We start from the raw sequence: 20209 nt of genomic DNA on the forward strand, positions 1-20209 counted from the left end.
CCTCCCCCACTCGTAGGGCGCTTAGCCCATGGACATTTTCCGGCGTAGCATGGCGACCATGACTGTCGCACCCGAAGGCCGGAAACTTCTTCGCATCGAGGCGAAGAACGCCGCTACCCCGATCGAGAACAAGCCAGAATGGATCCGCACCAAGGCGGTGATGGGGCCCGAATACCGCGACATCAAGGGGCTGGTCAAGGGCGGCGGCCTCCATACCGTCTGCGAGGAGGCGGGCTGCCCGAATATCTTCGAATGCTGGGAGGACCGGGAGGCCACGTTCCTTATCGGCGGTAGCGAGTGCACGCGCCGCTGCGATTTCTGCCAGATCTCCACGGGAAAGCCCAGCCCGTTGGACCGCGATGAGCCGCGCCGCGTGGCCGAGTCGGTGCGCGAGATGGATCTGCGCTACTCGACGATCACCGGTGTCGCACGCGACGATCTTGACGACGGCGGCGCCTGGCTTTACGCCGAGACGGTCCGCAAGATCCACGAGCTCAACCCGAACACCGGCGTGGAGAACCTCATCCCGGACTTCAACGGCAAGCCTGATCTCCTCGCCGAGGTATTCGAATCTCGTCCAGAGGTGCTCGCCCACAACGTGGAGACTGTGCCGCGCATCTTCAAGCGGATCCGCCCGGCGTTTCGTTATGAGCGCTCCCTCGACGTGATCACGCAGGCCCGCGACTTCGGTCTGGTCACCAAGTCGAACCTCATTCTCGGTATGGGTGAGACCAACGAGGAGATTGTCGAGGCGCTCCACGATCTGCACGACGCCGGCTGTGACATCATCACGATCACCCAGTACCTGCGCCCGTCCTCGCTGCACCATCCGATCGAGCGTTGGGTCAAGCCGCAGGAGTTCGTTGATCTGTCGAACGCCGCCTACGAGATCGGGTTCTCCGGGGTTATGGCAGGTCCGCTCGTGCGCTCGTCGTACCGCGCGGGAAAGCTGTACGCGCAGGCGATGCACGCACACGGGCTAGACGTGCCGGAGAATCTCTCCCACCTCACCGCCGAGAAGTCGGCTACCCAGGAGGCCAGCTCGGTGCTCGACCGCCAACTCCAACGCGAAGCGGCCCGCGTTTAGCGCTGGTTCACCAAGCCACTCCGATGCCGGGGATCCGCAAAGCCGCGCGGTCCCCGGCATCGCTTTCGCGCAGTTGACGACGGACTCGACGCGTCTGTCAACGTCGGGTTTAATCTATCGTCGCGCTGGGCATTATCCTTATACTCATGGCAGCCAGCGATAAACAATCCAAAGAAGAGAAGAAGGCCGCGAAACAGGCCAAGCGCGCAAACGGTAAGCAGCAGCGTGGGCAGTTTTGGCAGGTCCTCAAGATGCTCGCGAAGGAAGACAAGCTCTTCATTCCGGGCGTCATTGCGATCATCATCGGTACCGCCGTCGTCGCGTTCCTCGTCGGCCTCCTGTGGGGCGGCCAGTGGTGGATGCTGTTCCTCGGTATTCTCCTGGGCATCCTGCTGGCGATGACATTCTTCTCCCGTCGGATCCAGCGACTTATGTACAACCGGTACGAGGGAACGCCTGGCGCCGCCGCGTGGACGTTGGACCAGCTGCGCCGTGGGTGGCGTGTTACCCAGTCGGTGTCGATGAACACCCATTTCGATGCCGTCCATCGTGTCGTGGGACGCCCGGGGATCGTGCTAGTCGGCGAGGGAGAACCGCACCGCGTCAAGCCGCTCCTCACCCAGGAGAAGAAGAAGGTCGCGCGGATCGTCGGCGATACCCCGATCTACGAGCTCATCGTCGTCGAGGGCGCAGATACCAAGGCGTCGCCCGAGCAGGTGGAGCTACCCAAGCTCAATCGTCGCCTCACCCGGTACCCGATGAATATCTCGCGTGACAAGATCGATGCGCTCGATACCCGACTCAATTCACTCAACGCGAAGTCGGGGATGCAGGCCTCGATGCCCAAGGGCCCGATGCCGCAGGGCGCAAAGGTGCGCAGCGTCAATCGCACCGCTCGCCGCAAGGGCGGAAAGTAGAAGCCGACCCCGCTGGCAACCCCGCGACCGCGCTACCGACTGCGAACCACCGCAGTTCCGGTAGCGCGGTCGTGCATTCCGCGCAGGTCTTCGTCCTGGAAGAGCGCGGGGAACACACACAAGGTCAGTAGAGTGCGAACAACGGCACGCCACAATCCGACCGGGGCGTCGGCATCGACGCGTCCGACGGCGAGACCCGTTGCTGCCATCCCTGGCGTCAGCGAGAACGCCCATACCGAGGCCACGGAGATAAATGCCCAAATGATCGGGATAGTCGAGGAGATTCCGCCGAGGATCCAGCTGCCGTCTACTCCAAGAATCAAGTTTGTCGGGAGAGCGACGATAAGCCAGTCGATGAGGAGCGCACCTACGCGTCGCCCCAGCGTGGCGATCGATCCTGGCCCATGCTCGGTCGCGCCAAGCTTCTCCCCCGCGAAGTTGCTAGGAGACTCGTCAAGAGCTGCCTGCGGACCGGAAAGCCACGAACCCGTTACCTTGCGCATGCGTCTCACTCTATGTGTTTCGGCACTTCGAACGTAATTTGCGTCCGCCAAAACCTGCGAAAACGCCGCGAAATATTGCCTCGGTTAACGTCGACGAAACATGGCAGTGATGGACGGGCAACACCAGTTCTCTATTCTTAATGGAGTACACAGCCGATGGCACCGGCCATCAGGCGTAGTTACGAAGGAGAACCGCATCGTGGGATTCAATAGCCCCGCAGAGGTAATCGAGTACGTCAAGAGCGAAGGTGTCGAGTTCGTCGATATCCGTTTCACCGACCTGCCCGGAGTGCAGCAGCACTTTTCGATCACGGCAGATCAGTTCACCGAGGATGTTTTCGAAGAGGGACTGGCCTTCGATGGCTCGTCGATCCGCGGATTCCAGTCCATCGACGAGTCGGACATGATCCTCCTCCCGGATCCGTCGACCGCTCAGATCGACCCGTTCCGCATCCGCAAGACGCTCAACATCGTCTGCTCGGTCCACGACCCGTTCACTCGCGAGGCCTACTCGCGCGACCCGCGTAACGTCGCCGCGAAGGCGGAGGAATACCTCATCTCGACCGGCATCGCCGACACCGTGAGCTTCGGACCTGAGGCCGAGTTCTACATCTTCGATTCGGTGGCCTACGAGACGAACACGAACTCCGCGTTCTACGAGCTCGAGTCGGTATCGGGCTGGTGGAACCGCGGCAACCCGGTCAACCCGGATGGCTCGCCGAACCTCGGTTACAAGGTGCGTGAGAAGGGGGGCTACTTCCCCGTCGCGCCGTACGACCACTACCAGGACCTCCGCGACGAGATGTCCGTCAAGCTCGCCGGCGCCGGCTTCGAGCTCGAGCGTGCACACCACGAGGTGGGCACGGGCGGCCAGCAGGAGATCAACTACAGGTTCAACACGCTGACCAAGTCGGCGGACGATCTGCAGCTGTTCAAATACATCATCAAGAACACCGCCTGGCAGGCCGGCAAGTCCGTGACCTTCATGCCGAAGCCCCTCTACGGCGACAACGGTTCGGGCATGCACTGCCACCAGTCGCTGTGGAAGGACGGCAAGCCGCTGTTCCACGACGAGGCCGGCTACGCGGGCCTGTCGGACATGGCGCGCCACTACATCGGCGGCATCCTGCACCACGCTCCGTCGCTGCTCGCTTTCACGAACCCGACGATCAACTCGTACCACCGTCTGGTCAAGGGCTACGAGGCGCCGATCAACCTGGTGTACTCGCAGCGCAACCGCTCTGCCTGTGTGCGCATCCCGATCACGGGTAACAACCCGAAGGCCAAGCGCATCGAGTTCCGTTGCCCCGATCCGTCCGGCAACCCGTACCTGGCGTTCGCCGCCATGTTCATGGCCGGCATCGACGGCGTGCGCAACAAGATCGAGCCGCCGGAGCCGGTAGACAAGGACCTCTACGAGCTTCCCCCCGAGGAGGCCGCAGGAATCCCGCAGGCTCCGACTACGCTCGATGCCGTCATCGACCGCCTCGAAAGCGACCACGACTACCTCACCGAGGGTGGCGTGTTCACCGAGGATCTCATCGAGACCTGGATCAAGTACAAGCGCGAGAACGAGCTGGACCCGGTCCGTCTGCGTCCGCACCCCCACGAGTTCGAGCTCTACTACGACTGCTAGGCAGCTCGTCACCAGCTCATATGACCGGGCCCCTACCGCATTGTTCGCGGAAGGGGCCCGGCCTTTTCATTTATGACGTCGGACGTGCCGGCCCTCTCGGGTTCGCAGCGCCCGTTCGTCCTCACTCGCCGATCGGGCCGCCGTCGCTGCGCCAGGCCACGACCGTGGACGGACGGGCCAGCGAATCGCCGCCCTCGGGCCAATGCGAGGTACCCGTTTCGACCGTCGCCTCGTCGTCCTCGCCCGGGTGCTGGACATTGACGATGACCCGGCTCTCGGTAACCACCGGGCCGCACGTCTCAGCGCCGACCGGAACCGTGAGGAACTGCTTCGTCAATCCGCGCGTGTCGCCCTCGAGCGACACGGCGAACAGCCCGTCGTTGGATTCCAGCGCGTTGCCGTCGGTGGATACCCAGAGATTGCCGAAGCTGTCGAAGGCCAGGTTGTCCGGGCACGAGATCGGAGAGACGGACGACTTGTCGAAACCGCCGAAGTACGTCTCGGCGGCGTCCGGATCACCACAGACGAGCAGCAGGTTCCAGGTGAACTCCTCCCCTGCCGTGTCGTCGTCGATTTCCAGCACGTAGCCGTTCTTGTTCTCCTTGACCGGCGCATATTCCATCGCTGGCTCGTCGTCCTTGCCGGGGCGCCCCGCCCCGCGGTACTCATTGTTCGTCAGCGCCGCGTAGACCTTGCCGGTCTCGGGGTGCGCCTCGACGTCCTCTGGGCGGTCCATCTTCGTGGCACCCGCCTCGTCCGCGGCGAAGCGGCTGAACACGAGCACCTCTTCCCCACTCATTCCGTCGATGTGGGATTCCACCGACCCGTCGGACTTGCAGGTGGCGAGCTTGTGCCAGCGTCCGGTGCCGTCGAAGGCGCCGTCCTCGGGGAGAGTGTTCTCCTCGAAATCGTCCGAATTCCCCTCGAAGCTCGCCACATAGAGGACGCCCTCGTCGAGCGCCTTCATGTTTTCGCGGCGCGCCTCGGCGTCGTCGCCCTCAACGATTTTCTTCGAGGAGACGAACTTGTAGATGTATTCGAAGCGGGAATCGTCGCCGGAGTACGCCACGATAGTTCCGTCGTCCGCCACGTGGATGGCTGCGGCCTCGTGTTTGAAACGGCCGAGTGCCGTGTGCTTGACCGGGGTCGACTCCGGGTCCCACGGGTCGATCTCGATCACCCAGTTGAAGCGGTGTGCCTCGTTGGGCTCCTCGGTGATGTCGAAACGCTTGTCGAAGCGTTCCCATTTGCGGGCGGTCTCCTCGTCTTCCATGCCGTACCGGGCGAAGCGTTCGCGATCCTCGTCCTCGGGCACGCGATCGCCGCCGGCGAAGTATTGGTCGACGTTTTCCTCTCCGGACAGGATCGTGCCCCACGGGGTCACCGATCCGGCGCAGTTGTTCAACGTGCCGAGCACCTTGGTGCCCGTGTCGTCCTTACTCGTCTTGAGCAGGTCCGAACCTGCGGCAGGCCCGGTGATCAGGAATTCGGTCGTCGCCGTAATGCGGCGGTTGTATTTGCCCATCACCGGCTTGAGGCGCCCGTCGGAATCGTTGCCTTCGACCTCTACGATCGACAGACCGTGGTTGGCCCATTCGATCTTCACGTGGTCTTCGCTCGGGTTATCAGCGTCGTAGCCGGGGAACATCTGCTGCGGCGTGGTGTACTCGTGGTTGCTCACAAGCAGGAAACGCGTGTCAGAGCCCTCGATGGGCAAAAGCGCGGCGAAGTCACAGTTGAATCCGAACTGCTTCTCTGCATCCTCCGGCGTCTGTCCATCGAGCTTCCATTCTGGCGCGCCGTCCACGACGGGATCACCCCACCGGATCACCACATCGTTCTCGTAGCCCTGTGGTGTGATCACCTTGTCTTCGGTGTTCGGGGCGACCATCTCGAACCGTAGGCCGGCGGGCGGCTCTGGAGCGGACTCGGGGGCCGAGGACGATGCGGCCCCCGCTGTCGAACCCGAACCATCCTGTCCGCAGGCGGCGAGCATGCTCGTTCCGCCGACAACGACCGTCGCCGCCCCGACCCCTCGCAGCACCGTGCGACGGTCGAATTCCCGCTGGACCACATCCCGGAAGTAGAGATTATCGGAGGTGTTGCGGACGGGCTTTGCGCAAGCGTCTCCACATTTGTAGATGCAGGTTCGGTGGGATCGGCTCGAGCGAAAGTCCATCTTCGCCAGGAGATTTTGTCCGATGGGGAGCATGAGGGGGCAGCCTCTTTCTCGTTCGGTCTTTGCGGAAGTTACCGAAGCGAGGGTAGGGAGCCGCAGCAAAGTCGCAGTGGCGCAAAGGTGAATGTCCACTGAACTCCGGCCGTCTATCGAAAAAGGGTCACCCGCGCGGCCCCAATCGGTCACGGATAATGGGCGACGTCGCCGTCAACCATTCTGTATACGCGCCGGGATTGTCGAATTCCGTGTCCACCACGAAGAGCCCGCGCCCGGGAACCGTGGCGCCGAGCTCGGTGAGCACCGGCCGCAGGACAAGCTCGGGGGCCAGCGCGTGAGCGAGACCGCCGCCGAGCATGAGCGGGACGGCGAGACCCGACAGACCGCTTCCCCCGGGAAATCGGTCGAGGAACAGCTTGAGCAGTCCTGTGTAGGCGCCCTTATAGGTCGGGCTCGCGACGATCACGAAATCTGCACGGCCGACATCCTCTACGAGTGTCGCAACCTTCTCGCTTTGCCAATCGAGCAGATCCGCCCCCAGCAGGGCCAAATCGACGACGAGATCGGGTTCGCCCGCAAGCTCCGTGGCCACGTACTGCGCCGCTGCCAAGGTGCGGCTCGCGGGCTTCGGGTTTCCGGCGACGACGGCGATTGTTGTCACAACGATTCTCCTTGATAAGTGTTCGAGCTAATGCAACGTAGGCCTCGGGCGCTGTTCGGCCAGGCCACAAGCAGGCGGTTAGCGCGCGGGCACAAGATCGAAGGCCGGCTCGAGCCCGAGGTGCTCGCGCAGCGTCGCACCGCGATATTCGCGCCGGAACAGATTCCGACGCTGCAGTTCGGGCACGACGAGGTCGACGAAGTCGTCGAAGGTCCCCGGAGTCTGCGCAGCGGACAAGATAAAACCGTCGGCCTCGCCGCCGTGGAATCCGTCTTCGATCTGGTCCGCGATGTCCTGCGCGGTACCGACGAACTGCGGGAGCAGCACGCCCTGGGCGTAGAGCTTCCCAATGTCCCGGAGGCTGAGGTCGTCGCGCCTGCTCAGCCCCCGCGCCACCTCGAACAGCCCACGGGTTCCCGAGACCTCGATGTCCTCGATCGGAGCATCCAGGTCGTATACGGAGAAGTCGTGATCCGTGTGCACGGACAGGGTCAGCAGACCGGAGATGGGATCCGCATTCTCGTTGTGGCGCGCCTGCTTGTCCTCGGCCTCGGCACGCGACCGGCCGACGAATGGGATGAACGACGGCAGGACCTTCACTCCGTCGGGGTTTCTCCCCGCATCGCTGACCAAGGATTTCACGTCTTCGTAGTACGCCCTGCGCCCCTCGGCGGTCGGATCGATCTCGAAAATCGCGTCCGCCCACCGCGCCGCGAAGTTTTTTCCGGTCGTGGAGGATCCCGCCTGGATCAGGACGGGGCGCCCTTGCGGGGAACGCGGAGTGGGAAGTGGCCCGCGGGAACGGAAGTACTTGCCTTCGTGGAAGATGGCGTGCACCTTGTCCGGATCGGCGAAGATACCCGCATCTTTATCGAGCACCAGCGCGTCGGGATCCCAGCTCTCCACCAGCTGGACAAAGGCGGAGACGAACTCCTCCGCGCGCTCGTACCGAGAGTCGTGGTCCAGCGCGAGGTCCTGCCCGAAGTTCTGCGCCTCCGCCCGGCTCAGCGAGGTGACGATGTTCCACGCCGCGCGTCCGCCCGACAGGTGGTCGAGGCTCGAGAACAGCCTGGCGAGATCGAAGGGATGGAAATACGTGGTGCTCTTGGTCAGCGCGATGCCCAGGCGCTCGGTAACCCCCGCGATCGTCGCCGCGACAACCGACGATTCAAGGGTCGCGCTCGCCTGCGTGCCGCGCCGAAGGGCCTCGCGTTCGTTCCCGCCGTAGTTCGTCGGCACCGCCAGCAGATCGGCGAAGAAGACGAAGTCGAATTTCCCCCGCTCCAGGGTGCGCCCGATGCGTGTCCAATGCTTCGCGTCGAGAAAGTCGAGCTGAGACCCCGGATCCCGCCACGCCGCGTGGGAATGTGCAACGTGCGAGGCGATCTGGAATCCACCAAGGTGTAGCTCACGAGTCATTTTCCGGGCCTTCCTGCCGCTGTATCTTCCGGCCAAAGCTACAAGCGCACGGCGCCGCTACCCCAGACTTCGACTCATGCTGGTTCCTCCTTTTCCCGTGTATGACGGCGGAGTTCCGATCCCTCCCCACCCCTATATGCACCTTGTTGCACATAACTTCGTTGCATATGGATTCGGCTCGTCGTAATGTGCTGCCCATGGCGTTGGAACACGCGATCCTCGTGTCGCTCGCGGAGCGCGCCGGCACCGGCTACGAGCTGGGCCGGCAGTTCAGCACGTCGATAGGGCACTTCTGGTCCGCGACGCACCAGCAGATCTATCGCACCCTCGGCCGCCTGGCCGAGGACGGCCTAGTCGACTGCGAGTCGGTCGCCCAGGACGGGCGGCCGGACAAGAAGGTGTATTCGCTCTCTGGCGCAGGGCAAGACTTCCTGCGCGAGTGGGTCGTCACGCCCACACCGATCCAGACCCTGCGAGACGATCTCGGCGTCAAGATCCGCGCGGCCGAACATGCCGACCTGCCCCGGCTAATCGCCGAGATCGATCGCCATCGCGAGCTCCACCGTTCCCGCCTGGAGTTGTTCCACACCTTCGCCGCGGAACAGTTCCCTCCGGACTCCGCGCGCACCGGAAGAAAGCTCCACCAGTATCTCGTCCTCCGCGGCGGGATCGGCGTGGAGACGTTTTTCGTCGACTGGTGCACCGAGGTCATCGACGCGCTCGAAGGCGAACTCCGTGACTCGGCGCCCGCCAAGTAACCTCCGCCCACCGACCGACCACACTCCTTTACGACCCTGCCCCTAGGAGAAACCCCATGTCGAACGCCCACTTTCCCCATCTTTTCGAGCCGCTGCGCATCAACTCGATGACCCTGCCGAACCGCTCGGTCATGGGGTCCATGCACACCGGATACGAAGATCATGTGTGGAACGCCGACAAGCTCGGCGATTTCTACGCCGAACGCGCGCGTGGGGGAATCGGACTCATCGTCACCGGCGGCGTGGCACCGAGCAGAACAGGACAGTTGCTGCCCTTCGGGGCCAAGATGACCGGGAAGCTCGACGTCATCCACCACCGACGCGTGACGAAGAAGGTGCACGAGGCCGGAGGGCTGGTGTGCATGCAGATCCTGCACGCGGGCCGCTACGGGGTGACCCCGCTCAAGGTGGCCCCCGGGACCGAGCCTTCGCCGATCCACCCGTTCAAGCATCTGCGCATGTCCGATCGGATGATCCGCCATGTCATCTCCTCGTACGGGAAGGCCGCCGAACTCGCGCAGCAGGCGGGGTACGACGCGATCGAGATCATGGGCGGCGAAGGCTATCTCATCAACCAGTTTCTCTGCCCGCACACCAACGATCGCACCGACAAGTGGGGCGGGTCGACGGAGAACAGGCAGCGGTTCCTTCTCGAGGTCATCGACGCGATCCGCGCGCGCGTGAGCTCCGATTTTCCGGTGATCCTGCGCCAGTCGATCGCCGACTTCGTTGCGGGCGGACAGACGTGGGATGAGATCACGCAGCTCGCCCGCGAAGCCGAGGCACGTGGCGTCGACGCGATCAATACCGACATCGGTTGGCACGAGGCCAAGGTGCCGACGATCGTCACGTCCGTTCCGCGCGCGGCGTTCGTCAAGTTCACCGAGCGCCTGCGCGGGGAGGTTTCGATTCCGCTCATCGCCTCCAACCGCATCAACACCCCCGAGGTCGCCGAGGAGATTCTCGAGCGCAGCGAGGTCGACGCGGTCTCGATGGCGCGGCCGCTGCTCGCCGATCCACATTTCATGGCCAAGGCCGCCGAGGGGCGAGCGGACGAGATCAACACGTGCATCGGCTGCAATCAGGCGTGCCTCGACCACGCCTTCGTCGGTAAAAAGGTCTCGTGCCTGGTCAATCCGCGCGCGGGTCGCGAGACCAGCCTCGTACTGTCCCCCACAAGGCATGCGAAGAAGGTCGCCGTCGTCGGCGCGGGCCCGGCCGGGCTGTCGGCCGCGGTGTCTGCCGCGGAGAAGGGGCACCGTGTCTCGCTGTTCGAGGCGGACTCCTCGATCGGCGGCCAGTTCTCCATCGCCGCGCGCATTCCGGGCAAGGAGGAATTCTCCGAAACCATCCGCTACTTCACCACCCAGCTCGACCGGCTCGGCGTGGACGTGCGGCTTGGCACCAGAGTGACGGCGGACGAGCTCATCTCGCAGGGCTACGACCATGTCGTCGTCGCGACGGGAGTCACCCCGCGCATGCCCGATATCGAGGGAATCGACCATCCGAAAGTCATGAGCTACGCCGACTGCGTACTCGGCGACCGCGAGATCGGGGACACCGTCGCCGTCGTCGGTGCGGGCGGTATCGGCTTCGATATCGCCGAGTTCCTCACCACCGACAACTCCCCAACGCTCCATCTCAAGGAGTGGGAGCAGGAGTGGGGCGTGGACGACGATCCGGAGGTTCCCGGTTTCGTCACCAAGCCGCGCCCGGCACCGGCGGCGAGGCAGGTGTACATGGTCCAGCGCAAAACCTCGCGCATGGGCAAGGGACTCGGCAAGACGACCGGTTGGGTGCACCGCGCGAGCGTGAAGATGAAGGGCGTCGAACAGATCCTCGGAGCCACCTACGACAAGATCGACGACGCCGGGCTGCACCTGTCCTTCCGAGACTCGGATGGCAAGGTCACCGATACCCGCGTCCTCGATGTCGACACGGTCGTCATCTGCGCCGGGCAGGAATCGGTCCGTGAGCTCGTCGATCCCCTGACCCGTGCAGGGGTGGCGACCTCGATTATCGGCGGTGCAGACGTCGCCGCCGAGCTCGACGCCAAGCGTGCGATCAAGCAGGGCACGGAGCTGGCCGCGTCTCTCGACTGACGGGCGCGGACGCCGTTAAAAGATGGTAGACGTGGGCCATGAGCACTGAGGGTCGACGCACGCTCGACTCCCGCGTCCGCGCGGTGGCCGGCGAAAATTTCTGGAACACCATGCCCCTCGGCCCGGACGGGGTGCGGGTCGTCATGACCGACGGACCGCACGGGGTGCGAAGGCAGGTCGGCGGCGGAGACGCTCTCGACCTGGAGGACGCCTATCCGGCCACGTGTTTCCCCACGGCCTCCGCGCTCTCGTCGACGTGGGACCGGGATCTTCTCGGCCGCGTCGGCGAGGCGCTCGGCGTTGAGGCGGCGGCTCTCGGCGTTCATGTCCTCCTCGGCCCGGGAATGAACATCAAACGCCATCCGCTGTGCGGACGAAACTTCGAATATTTCTCCGAGGACCCGCTGCTCTCAGGCACTCTCGCCGCGTCTCTCGTCCGCGGCATCCAGTCGACGGGGACCGGCGCGACTCTCAAGCATTTCGCCGTCAACAACCAGGAATCATTCCGCTACTCGGTCGACGCCGTCCTCGACGAGCGCACGCTCAGAGAGCTCTACCTCCGCGGATTCGAGATCGCCGTGCGCGAGAGTGAGCCGTGGATGGTGATGTGCAGTTACAACTCGGTTAACGGCACCACAGCCTCGTGTAACCGCACGCTGCTCACCTCGATCCTGCGCGAGGAGTGGGGCTTCGACGGCGTGGTTGTGAGCGACTGGGCAGCCACGGGTCCCCGAGCGGAGGCGCTCAAGGCCGGGCTCGACCTCGAAATGCCCGGCTCCGAGCTCAATACCGGCGAGCTCCTTCGCGATACCGAGCGCGATGCCGTCACCGCGTTCGCTCTCGACCGCGCCGTCACGCGCCTCGATACCCTGGCCGAGAAGGTCTCTACGCATGTCGAGAACACCGGTATCGACGCGAACACCATCGCCAAACACGACGCGCTCGCCGCCGAGGCCGCGGCCGCCGGCGCCGTGCTCTTGACCAACGATGGCACCCTCCCCATCGACACGTCCGGTTCCCTCGGCGTCATCGGCGAATTCGCGGAATCGCCGCGTTATCAGGGCGCGGGCAGCTCACGTATCAACTCTGCGCGCCTGACCTCGCTTCGGGATGCGCTCGGCGAACGCGACATCGCCCACCTCTTCGCTCCCGGGTATGACGCCGCACGTCCCGATGCCCGGGACGAGCGCAAGCTCGCCGAGGCAGTTGCCGTGGCACGCGGCTGCGAAACGGTCGTCCTCGTCGCCGGGCTCCCTGCGGCCGCGGAAAGCGAAGGAGTCGACCGCACCTCCTTCGCGCTACCGCAACAGCAACTCGACCTCATCGAGGCCGTCACCTCGGTCAATCCCCGCACAATCGTATTTCTGTGCAACGGGTCCCCAGTCGACATGGGGTGGGCGTCCACGACGCCGCCGGCCGCGATTGTCGAGGCGTACCTCGGCGGGCAGGCCGGCGGATACGCGATCGCGAACATCCTCTTCGGTGACGCCGAGCCGTCGGGGCGGCTCGCCGAATCCGTTCCGGAACGACTGTCAGACCTTCTCGCCGATCCGTGGTTCCCGGGTTCGATCCGCCAGGTTCAGCACCGCGAGGGAGTGTCGGTAGGCTACCGTCACCATGCCACCGCAGGCCCGGCCGCGCGGTTCCCGTTCGGCTACGGCCTCGGCTATGGGTCCACCGAGTGGTCCGATTTCTCCCTGTCCGCCACGACCGTCACTCCCGCCGACGTGCGGTGGGGCACCACCACCCCGACGGTGTACGCGAAGGTTCGAAACACCGGTGGCCGCCCGCGCCGCGAGTGCATCCAGGTCTATCTCGCCGACGCGCGGGAGGTCGCCTCTCCCGCGCGGGTGCTCGCCGGCTTCACCTCGGTCGACACCGCTCCCGGCGAGGAAGTCTCGGTCGAGGTGGAGGTCAGCGCCGATGCGTTCCACGTCTATAGTCCGCGGCAAGAGCGGTGGGTGTGTCCGCCGGGCGAGGTTATCGTGCAGGTCGGCCGCAATAGTGCCGACATCGTGTGGGAATCCCGCGTCGACGTCGCCGGTTCCGATTCCCCGGAGGGCGTGACAGACGAGCGGGTCCTCGGCGCAGCGGACGACGCCGGTTTCGCGGCGCTACTGGGTCGGTCCATCCCCAGCCCGCGCCCGGCCCGTCCGTTCACCCGGGACAGCACGATCGCAGAGATTCAGATGTCCAAACTCGCCGGGCTTGTGCTTCCGCGTCTCCTCCGCGCGGTCGCCTCCCGGGCGGGCGAGAAGGGCGAATCCAACCAACTCCTCGAGTCCGCGATGCGTGAGTTCCCCTTGCGTTCGCTCGCCTCAGCCAGTGGCGGGAAGGTGAGCTGGAAGATCGTCGATGCGGCGCTGGTGGTGCTCAACCGGCTCCCCTGAGGCCGGGAGGCGAAGCGGCGACGTTCCTAAAGGGCGCCCTGCAGCCAGTCGCGCAGCACCTTGGCGTGGGTGTGTTCGGTGTCCTTCCCCGCGATGAGGAGGACGACATCGCCTTCGGTCAGCGATGAGCGCAGCTCCGACAACGCCTCGTCGAGATCGCCTGCTGTGAAGGAGTCGTCGAGTTCCTTCCGATACGCCTTCGAGAAGTTTGGCCAATCGAGATCCCCGTCGTGGAATCGCTTGCGCAGTTCGTTCGACGGCGTGAGTTCCTTCGGCCAGCCGTCGAGTTCGATCGAGTCCTTGGCCACGCCGCGCGGCCACAGCCGGTCGACGAGAAAACACTCGGCGCCCTCCGGCACGCCTTCGCCCTTACGGGCGTCGTAGACACGGTCGATAAGGATGTCGCCACGTTTCGAAGACTTCTTTGTTGTGGACATACCCCGAGTGTAGGCCCAGAAAGCGAAGTGTCGACACCGATTTCAGAGGTGGGCGATCTCCGAGTCGGCGAGAAGGCCCGGCGCCTCCGACGTCACATGTGCCCAGAACTCCTCCACAGGGGGATTCGGGGCCGCACGGGCGTTGCGTACGACGCCGATTTCTCGGCGGATTCTGGTTTGTAGCGGCACAACCACCGTGTTTTCGGGCTGCATCGACGGATAGCCGAGCGGGACAACGGCCAGCGCGAGCCCGGCGGAGACCAGTCCACCGGCGGTGGGGATCTCGCCGGCTTCGAACACGATGCGCGGGGTGAAGCCGGCCTCGGCGCACAATTCGTCGAAGACCTGGCGCGTGCCGTACCCGGGCAACAGGGTCGCAAAAGGCTCGCCGGCAACCTCGGCGAGACGGACGCGCCGGCGGGAGGCGAGGCGATGTTCGCGGGGCACGGCGAGCCCCTGTCGTTCATCGGCGACGAGAACGAACTCGAGGTCTGGGTCCGTCGGCCTCGGCGTCGCGAGAGCGATATCGCTGAGCCCGGCCGCGACGCGCTCGGACAGCTCGACCCCCGGGCCCTGGTGCAGCACGAACTCGACGCCGGGCCGGCGGCCGAGATGACCGCGCACGAGCCGAGGCATGAGCCAGGTGCTCAACGAATGGAGAAAGTCGAAGCGGATGGTGCCGCGGTCCGGGTCGCTTATCCGTCGCACGGCCTCAACCCCTGCGACCACCTCGGCATCCGCGCGGCCCAAATGCTCGCGCAGCACCTCCCCGCGGCTGTTGAGGCTCAGCCCGCCGGCGGCCCTGTCGAAAAGTTGCGTGCCCACATCGTGCTCGAGGCGTTGGAGCCGCCGCGACAGCGTCGACTGTGGGATGCCCAGGAAATCCGCCGTCGCGCTCATCGAGCCGATCGTGCAGAGTGTGAGAAACCACTCGGGACTCCAGCCTCGTATCAACATGTTGCCCTCACCGCCCTGTGCTCATGCATCTAGTACAAGTCATTGTCCATTTATATGCATTGGACGCATGTCAAGTAAACACCCACAGTAGAGGCATGCCTGCGAGTTCCGAGACCACAGTTACCTCCGAGACACTGCCTGACGCCGGACTGCACCCCGGCGCGCCGGAGTACTCGAAGGCGATAATCGCGCTGATCGCCGCCGGCCTCGCCTCGTTCAACGCGATGTACGCGACACAGGCGCTGCTGCCGGCTCTGACCGAACAGCTCCACGTCTCCCCCGCCTCGGCATCGCTCACCGTCTCGGCGGTCACCGGAATGCTTGCCGCTGCGATCATCCCCGCGTCGATCCTCTCCGAGCGGTTCGGGCGCGGCCGGGTAATGATTATCTCCGCCGTCGTCGCGACTTTGATCGGCGTGGCACTCTCGGCATCTCCGACGATCGAAGTTCTCGTCGCCGGCCGGGCGATCCAGGGAGTCTTCGTCGCCGGCGTTCCTGCAGTCGCAATGGCGTGGCTCGCCGAGGAGATGTCCGCCGAGTCCCTTCCCGCGGCGATGGGGAAATACGTCGCCGGCACGACGATTGGCGGGCTTCTCGGCAGGCTCGTCCCCGCCGGAATGCTCGAGCTCGGCAGCTGGCGCTGGGCCCTGCTCGCCACGGCGCTGCTCGCACTGGTATTCGCGATCATTTTCGCCGTACTTTTGCCCCATCAGCGCAATTTCGAACCCAAGACCATCACGCTTCGCAGTGAGCTCGCCGCTCTGGCCGCACATTGGCGCGACCGGCAGATTGCCGGGCTCTACATACTCGCGTTTCTCCTCATGGGCGTGTTTGTCTCCCTCTACAACTATCTAGGCTTCCGTTTGCGTTCGGACTTCGGCTTCTCCGAGGCCGCCGTTGGCCTGGTGTTCCTCATCTACCTCGTCGGCACCTGGACCTCGGCGCGCGCGGGCACCTTCGCCTCGCGAGTCGGCCGCACCGCCGTAGTCGGCGTTGGAATCACCGCGGCGGCGGCAGGGCTGCTCCTCACCTTGTCGTCGCACCTGCTGCTCGTACTACTGGGAATGGCGGTGATGACCGGCGGCTTCTTCGCCGCACACTCAACCGCCTCCGGCTGGGTCGGGGCACTGGCCAAATCCAATCGCGCCGAGGCTTCGTCTACGTACCTATTTTGCTATTACCTCGGCTCGTCCGCGCTCGGATACCTATCGGGCCTGGTGTTCCACCACACGAGTTGGGGCGGGCTGATCCTCGCGCTTCTGGCGCTGCTCGCCCTCGCCGGCGTCACACTGTTCGGTCTCGTTCGCGGCAGGCGCTGACCACCCCACTCTTCGTCTCATAGTTCCGGCACCCCCAATCCCGGTCGACCAACCGAGATCCGGGGGTGCTAGCCTTCACCCTTACTGATAATCGTTTTCATTATCAGTTTGGATGCGGGGTGAAAACTTCACCCGCGGGACGAAGGGATTTACGCACTGTGAATAGCCAACTCGCCATAGAACGCCGCAGGCTCGGGACGCTCGTGGGCGTTTCGATGACGGCCGCCGTCTTTGCCGCCGCCTGTTCGAACGAGTCCGGCGCGATACAGGAGGGAGGCGCGGAATCGCCCGCCGGGGCGGAGGCGACGTCCGACGTCATAGGCGGCAACGATGCGGGACCGGGCACCGAAGCTCCCCAGGAGGCCGCCGGCCCGCAGGCCCGACTCGTGGCCACCTATGACGGCGGGCTGATGACTCTCGACGCCGACACGCTCGAGGTGCTCGACACCACCGAAATGCCCGGCTTCCTGCGGGTGAACCCGGCCGGAGACGGGCGGAATGTCTTCGTGTCCACCCCAGAGGGATTCCGGGTCTACGACGCGGGAACGTGGTCCGAGCCGCATGGCGATCACTCGCATTCATACGTCCAGTCCCCCGCGCTCACCGACACCGTGTATTCCGCGGAGGAGCCCGGACATGTCGTCGCGCACGAAGGAAAGACCGTGCTCTTTTCCGACGGCGACGGCCGAATGCAGACCGTGACGACCGAGGACATGCGTGACGGCGACTACCCCGAGCCGGAGACTGCCGTCGCCGACGAGCCCCATCACGGCGTTGCCGTGGCTCTGCCCGGGGGCAGCGTACTGATGACAACCGGCGACGCCGACTCGCGCAACGGCGCGAAGGTTATCGACGCGAACCACGCCGAGGTCGCGTCGACAGAGGAATGCCCCGGCGTGCACGGAGAAGCTCCCGCAGCCGGAGGAAGGATTGCGCTGGGATGCGAGGACGGAATCGTCGTGTGGGATGGCGAGCGCTTCACGAAGATCGACGCACCGGACGCGTACGGCAGGATCGGCAACCAGAAGGGCAGCGAGGACTCCGCCGTCGTACTCGGCGACTACAAGGTCGACCCTGACGCCGAACTCGAGCGGCCGGAGAGGATCTCGCTCACCAATACCGAGACGGGCACCATGCGGTTGGTCGATCTCGGCACCTCTTATAGCTTCCGTTCCCTGGAGCGTGGCCCCGGCGGCGAGGCGCTCATTCTCGGTACCGACGGCGCACTTCACGTCATCGACCCCGACAGCGGCGTGGAGACCGATGCAGTCGAGGTCATCGACGAATGGCGGGAACCGGCCGAGTGGCAGGAGGCGCGCCCGACGGTGTTCACGATGGGCGAGACGGTGTATGTCAGCGAGCCGGAAAAGAAGTTGCTCCACGAAGTGGACCTCGCATCCGGCGAGGTCACCCAGACCGCTCTGCTTCCTCACGCGCCCAACGAACTGACCGGTGTGAGCGGCGACATCGACTAGGTCGCCACACGTGCCGCGGCGGGCGTCACCATCACAGCAAGACGCGAAACTGCGGCTCGGTCGTGCGATACTTGCAGGTATGACTGATCCACACCGCGGGGGCGGCTATTACCGCGATGCCTGGGATACCGCAGCGCACGAACCGAGGCGGCGAGGTGCCGCGACCGCGTGGATCATCGCCGCGCTCGTCGTGGCACTCGTCGCCGCCGTGGGCATCATTGCCGCGGTGTGGCTACTCGGCCGGAGCTCCGACGAGCCGAGCCCAAACGCGGTCGACGATTTCACCGTGGCCCCCACAACGGAGTCGAATTCCGGGGACGGCCGCGCGCAGCAATCCGAAACTCAGTCGTCAACCGCGACGTCAGCACCTGCGGAAACCTCCACGCCGCCGAGTCCCTCGGCGCCCGCATCCACTTCGACCTCTTCCGAATCGACGTCCTTGCCGGCCGGGCTTAATCCGCGCGGCTGGAAAAATGGGGTCACGTGCAATGCCTCCGACGACTGGGTTTACGCGGGGAGCAACGGCGCGGACTACGCCCTGATCTGCGTGGCCACCCCCGGAGGGGGCCTGTATTACAAGGGATTGTTCCGCGGAGGCGAAGCCGAACACGACATCGCCACCCAATCCGGCGTGGGCACGACGAACGCCCAGTTCGAAACGCTCGCCTCGGGAGACACGAGCATCTTCATCGATGGCTCCGAGCTCTACGTCTATGGATCCGGCGGCGAAATAGTCGCACAGACGTCCTTCGGGCAGGTCTACGCTCAATAGGTATGGGATCGATCCGTCTTTTCGCCGGTATCACTCCCCCGCAGCCCGTTCGAGATCATCTCGACATCGCGCTCGAGGACGTTCGAGCCCGCGCCGGGGAGACCCTTCGGTGGACGCCACGCGCGAATTGGCACATAACGCTGTCGTTCTACGGAGAGCAGCCGGCGGGCTCCATTGAGGAAATCAGCGACTACCTCCGGTCCGTGGCCGTGGCCAACTCGCCGATGTCCGTGCACCTTGCCGGCGCCGGGGCGTTCCATTCGACCCGGCTGTGGATCGGGGTGGGCGGGGAAACGGACCGCCTGCGCGGGCTGATGTCCGAATGTCTTCTCGACGCCGACTTGCCACGCCGCAATCGTGCGCATCTTTCCGTCGCGACACTTTCGAACAGCCACCGTACGCAGCGAAGGCGCGGACGTCGCTCGTCCCCAGTGGTCGGCAACAGCACCCCAAGATTGGACAACTTCGTTCACGCTCTGAGCGTGTACTCGGGCCCGGAATTCGACGTCGACGCGATCGAGCTTTTCGAATCCCGACTCGGCGAGGGCCCGGGCGGCGCGCCGGCCTACGAGGTGCTCGCCCGGTTTCCCTTGGGAGCTACGTCTTAGCCCGTCAGCTTCGCGACGTTTCCGTCGCAATACACGGGCACACCACTGGCCAGGAAGAACGCGGCCTTTTCCGGATCGTATTGGCCGCGCTCTGCAACACCGTTGATGACGTCGCCCACCGGAGCATTCTGGTCGAGCTGACCGCACGCCTCGGTGATCACCTGCACCGGATCCACGCCCTCGGGCATGGCCGCACCGAACTGCTGCGTCAACGCGATGAAGTTATCGCGCTGCTGATCGCCGACCGGCGGCGGGGGCGGAGGAACCTCGCCCTCGGGCGGTGGCGGTACCTCTCCCTCCGGCGGAGGAACTTCGCCCTCTGGTGGTGGCGCCTCCCCTTCTCGTGGGGCCGGAGCGGGGGCCGGCTGACTCGAAGTCGCCGAAGTCGTCGTCTGCTCCGTCGTCGACGAGGACGCGGGATTTTCGAAGTCGTCGGCCACCTGTAGCTGGGAACAGCCCGCAAAGGTCAGGGCCGCGGTGCCGGCGAGACCGAGCGCGGCGACGCCGCGCCGCACCGGGAAGGTCATCTTCGTTGTCGAACGCATAGTCAAATGATAGGTGAGAGAGCGGCAAACACCCGTAGCGGCGCTGGGTAGCGCCGACAATCGCCTAGCGCAGAAACTTCCGCATGTCCGAGAGCATGCCGATCACCTTGTCGACATCCGCCTCGCTGCGCAGAGATCGTCGGAGGAATTCGGCCACCGCGCGGGGAGGTTCGGTCCCAGCGCCTTCACCTCCGATCGAATGCGCCCCCGCCCGCGAGGTCGAGTCGTCCCCGGCCCCGGCGGCGCGGATCACGGAGCCGGGCTTGCGGTCGGCGAGGTCTACCTCGAAACGGTCGCCTTCGGCATCGGATCCGACGCAGAGCACCTTCTCTTCCGCGGGAACCCCGGCAGCTTTCGCTGCGGCGACGAAGTCGTAGAGCTCGCCGTAGGTCACGTCGGCGAGTTTGAGCGTGAGTTTCATCTCGAGCGGCATGGTTCCAGCCTATT

18 protein-coding genes are annotated in these 20209 nt (G+C 64.9%); 10 read left to right on the forward strand and 8 right to left on the reverse strand.

Annotation, left to right across the window (positions count from 1 at the left end; all coding sequences use genetic code 11):
• Positions 1-58 precede the first annotated feature (58 nt).
• The gene (lipA, locus tag K8V11_RS00140; RefSeq protein WP_303910058.1) at positions 59-1087 is read left to right on the forward strand and encodes a lipoyl synthase; all 1029 of its coding nucleotides are present in this window, start codon (positions 59-61) and stop codon (positions 1085-1087) included.
• 146 nt (positions 1088-1233) lie between these two features.
• A complete protein-coding gene (locus K8V11_RS00145) occupies positions 1234-2004 on the forward strand; it encodes a DUF4191 domain-containing protein (RefSeq protein WP_303910060.1) in 771 nt (256 codons plus the stop codon).
• Positions 2005-2036: 32 nt separating this feature from the next.
• Here the strand turns inward: K8V11_RS00145 and K8V11_RS00150 are convergent, their stop codons facing one another.
• Positions 2037-2507, reverse strand: coding sequence for an RDD family protein (locus K8V11_RS00150; RefSeq protein ID WP_303910061.1), 471 nt, complete (start codon positions 2505-2507; stop codon positions 2037-2039).
• Between the two features lie 199 nt (positions 2508-2706).
• On the opposite strand from K8V11_RS00150, the gene glnA reads away from it, so the two are divergent.
• Positions 2707-4143 carry a type I glutamate--ammonia ligase gene (gene glnA / locus K8V11_RS00155; RefSeq protein WP_303910063.1) on the forward strand — a complete coding sequence of 479 codons (1437 nt, stop codon included), beginning with the start codon at positions 2707-2709 and terminating at the stop codon, positions 4141-4143.
• A 121-nt stretch (positions 4144-4264) separates the two neighbouring features.
• On the opposite strand, the gene K8V11_RS00160 is transcribed toward glnA, so the two are convergent.
• The 3 genes from K8V11_RS00160 to K8V11_RS00170 form a co-directional block, all read right to left on the reverse strand.
• Positions 4265-6355, reverse strand: a complete 2091-nt coding sequence (locus K8V11_RS00160) for a PhoX family phosphatase (RefSeq protein WP_303910065.1) — start codon at positions 6353-6355, stop codon at positions 4265-4267.
• Positions 6356-6482: 127 nt separating this feature from the next.
• The gene (locus tag K8V11_RS00165; protein WP_303910067.1) at positions 6483-6980 is read right to left on the reverse strand and encodes an NAD(P)H-dependent oxidoreductase; all 498 of its coding nucleotides are present in this window, start codon (positions 6978-6980) and stop codon (positions 6483-6485) included.
• A gap of 78 nt (positions 6981-7058) precedes the next feature.
• Entirely contained in the window at positions 7059-8399 is a 1341-nt protein-coding gene (locus K8V11_RS00170; RefSeq protein ID WP_303910069.1) for an LLM class flavin-dependent oxidoreductase, read from the reverse strand.
• 197 nt (positions 8400-8596) lie between these two features.
• On the opposite strand from K8V11_RS00170, the gene K8V11_RS00175 reads away from it, so the two are divergent.
• From K8V11_RS00175 to K8V11_RS00185, 3 genes are read left to right on the forward strand one after another with little or no spacing between them, the layout of a single operon-like run.
• Positions 8597-9157, forward strand: coding sequence for a PadR family transcriptional regulator (locus tag K8V11_RS00175; protein ID WP_303910071.1), 561 nt, complete (start codon positions 8597-8599; stop codon positions 9155-9157).
• Between the two features lie 56 nt (positions 9158-9213).
• Positions 9214-11259, forward strand: a complete 2046-nt coding sequence (locus tag K8V11_RS00180; RefSeq protein WP_303910073.1) for an NADPH-dependent 2,4-dienoyl-CoA reductase — start codon at positions 9214-9216, stop codon at positions 11257-11259.
• 38 nt (positions 11260-11297) lie between these two features.
• Positions 11298-13649 carry a glycoside hydrolase family 3 protein gene (locus tag K8V11_RS00185; protein ID WP_303910074.1) on the forward strand — a complete coding sequence of 784 codons (2352 nt, stop codon included), beginning with the start codon at positions 11298-11300 and terminating at the stop codon, positions 13647-13649.
• Positions 13650-13675: 26 nt separating this feature from the next.
• On the opposite strand, the gene K8V11_RS00190 is transcribed toward K8V11_RS00185, so the two are convergent.
• Positions 13676-14086 carry a DUF488 domain-containing protein gene (locus K8V11_RS00190; RefSeq protein WP_303910076.1) on the reverse strand — a complete coding sequence of 137 codons (411 nt, stop codon included), beginning with the start codon at positions 14084-14086 and terminating at the stop codon, positions 13676-13678.
• 42 nt (positions 14087-14128) lie between these two features.
• Positions 14129-15043: a LysR family transcriptional regulator gene (locus K8V11_RS00195; RefSeq protein WP_303910078.1), complete on the reverse strand. Its 915-nt coding sequence runs from the start codon at positions 15041-15043 to the stop codon at positions 14129-14131.
• Between the two features lie 95 nt (positions 15044-15138).
• Here K8V11_RS00195 and K8V11_RS00200 point away from each other — a divergent pair, with 95 nt between their 5' ends.
• The 4 genes from K8V11_RS00200 to thpR all read left to right on the forward strand — a co-directional run bounded on the left by K8V11_RS00200 (position 15139) and on the right by thpR (position 19217).
• Positions 15139-16362: an MFS transporter gene (locus tag K8V11_RS00200; RefSeq protein ID WP_303910080.1), complete on the forward strand. Its 1224-nt coding sequence runs from the start codon at positions 15139-15141 to the stop codon at positions 16360-16362.
• A 158-nt stretch (positions 16363-16520) separates the two neighbouring features.
• Positions 16521-17837, forward strand: a complete 1317-nt coding sequence (aztD, locus tag K8V11_RS00205) for a zinc metallochaperone AztD (RefSeq protein WP_303910082.1) — start codon at positions 16521-16523, stop codon at positions 17835-17837.
• A gap of 79 nt (positions 17838-17916) precedes the next feature.
• On the forward strand, positions 17917-18609 hold the full coding sequence (locus tag K8V11_RS00210) for a hypothetical protein (RefSeq protein ID WP_303910084.1): 693 nt from the start codon (positions 17917-17919) through the stop codon (positions 18607-18609).
• Between the two features lie 2 nt (positions 18610-18611).
• On the forward strand, positions 18612-19217 hold the full coding sequence (thpR, locus tag K8V11_RS00215; RefSeq protein WP_303910086.1) for an RNA 2',3'-cyclic phosphodiesterase: 606 nt from the start codon (positions 18612-18614) through the stop codon (positions 19215-19217).
• Here thpR and K8V11_RS00220 read toward each other — a convergent pair.
• On the reverse strand, positions 19214-19762 hold the full coding sequence (locus tag K8V11_RS00220; protein WP_303910087.1) for a DUF732 domain-containing protein: 549 nt from the start codon (positions 19760-19762) through the stop codon (positions 19214-19216). The two genes, thpR and K8V11_RS00220, sit on opposite strands and share 4 nt — an antisense overlap.
• A gap of 64 nt (positions 19763-19826) precedes the next feature.
• On the reverse strand, positions 19827-20195 hold the full coding sequence (locus tag K8V11_RS00225; protein ID WP_303910089.1) for a hypothetical protein: 369 nt from the start codon (positions 20193-20195) through the stop codon (positions 19827-19829).
• Between the last annotated feature and the right edge of the window lie 14 nt (positions 20196-20209).

The organism is Dietzia timorensis, assembly GCF_020742175.1.
In the GTDB taxonomy this organism is placed as follows: Bacteria; Actinomycetota; Actinomycetes; order Mycobacteriales; family Mycobacteriaceae; genus Dietzia; species Dietzia timorensis_A.

Coding starts and splice junctions, on each gene's coding strand:
- lipA (WP_303910058.1), top strand. CDS start 59: ATGACTGTCGCACCCGAAGGCCGGAAACTTCTTCGCATCGAGGCGAAG.
- K8V11_RS00145 (WP_303910060.1), top strand. CDS start 1,234: ATGGCAGCCAGCGATAAACAATCCAAAGAAGAGAAGAAGGCCGCGAAA.
- K8V11_RS00150 (WP_303910061.1), bottom strand. CDS start 2,507: ATGCGCAAGGTAACGGGTTCGTGGCTTTCCGGTCCGCAGGCAGCTCTT.
- K8V11_RS00160 (WP_303910065.1), bottom strand. CDS start 6,355: ATGCTCCCCATCGGACAAAATCTCCTGGCGAAGATGGACTTTCGCTCG.
- K8V11_RS00170 (WP_303910069.1), bottom strand. CDS start 8,399: ATGACTCGTGAGCTACACCTTGGTGGATTCCAGATCGCCTCGCACGTT.
- K8V11_RS00175 (WP_303910071.1), top strand. CDS start 8,597: ATGGCGTTGGAACACGCGATCCTCGTGTCGCTCGCGGAGCGCGCCGGC.
- K8V11_RS00180 (WP_303910073.1), top strand. CDS start 9,214: ATGTCGAACGCCCACTTTCCCCATCTTTTCGAGCCGCTGCGCATCAAC.
- K8V11_RS00185 (WP_303910074.1), top strand. CDS start 11,298: ATGAGCACTGAGGGTCGACGCACGCTCGACTCCCGCGTCCGCGCGGTG.
- K8V11_RS00190 (WP_303910076.1), bottom strand. CDS start 14,086: ATGTCCACAACAAAGAAGTCTTCGAAACGTGGCGACATCCTTATCGAC.
- K8V11_RS00195 (WP_303910078.1), bottom strand. CDS start 15,043: ATGTTGATACGAGGCTGGAGTCCCGAGTGGTTTCTCACACTCTGCACG.
- K8V11_RS00200 (WP_303910080.1), top strand. CDS start 15,139: ATGCCTGCGAGTTCCGAGACCACAGTTACCTCCGAGACACTGCCTGAC.
- K8V11_RS00210 (WP_303910084.1), top strand. CDS start 17,917: ATGACTGATCCACACCGCGGGGGCGGCTATTACCGCGATGCCTGGGAT.
- thpR (WP_303910086.1), top strand. CDS start 18,612: ATGGGATCGATCCGTCTTTTCGCCGGTATCACTCCCCCGCAGCCCGTT.
- K8V11_RS00220 (WP_303910087.1), bottom strand. CDS start 19,762: ATGCGTTCGACAACGAAGATGACCTTCCCGGTGCGGCGCGGCGTCGCC.
- K8V11_RS00225 (WP_303910089.1), bottom strand. CDS start 20,195: ATGCCGCTCGAGATGAAACTCACGCTCAAACTCGCCGACGTGACCTAC.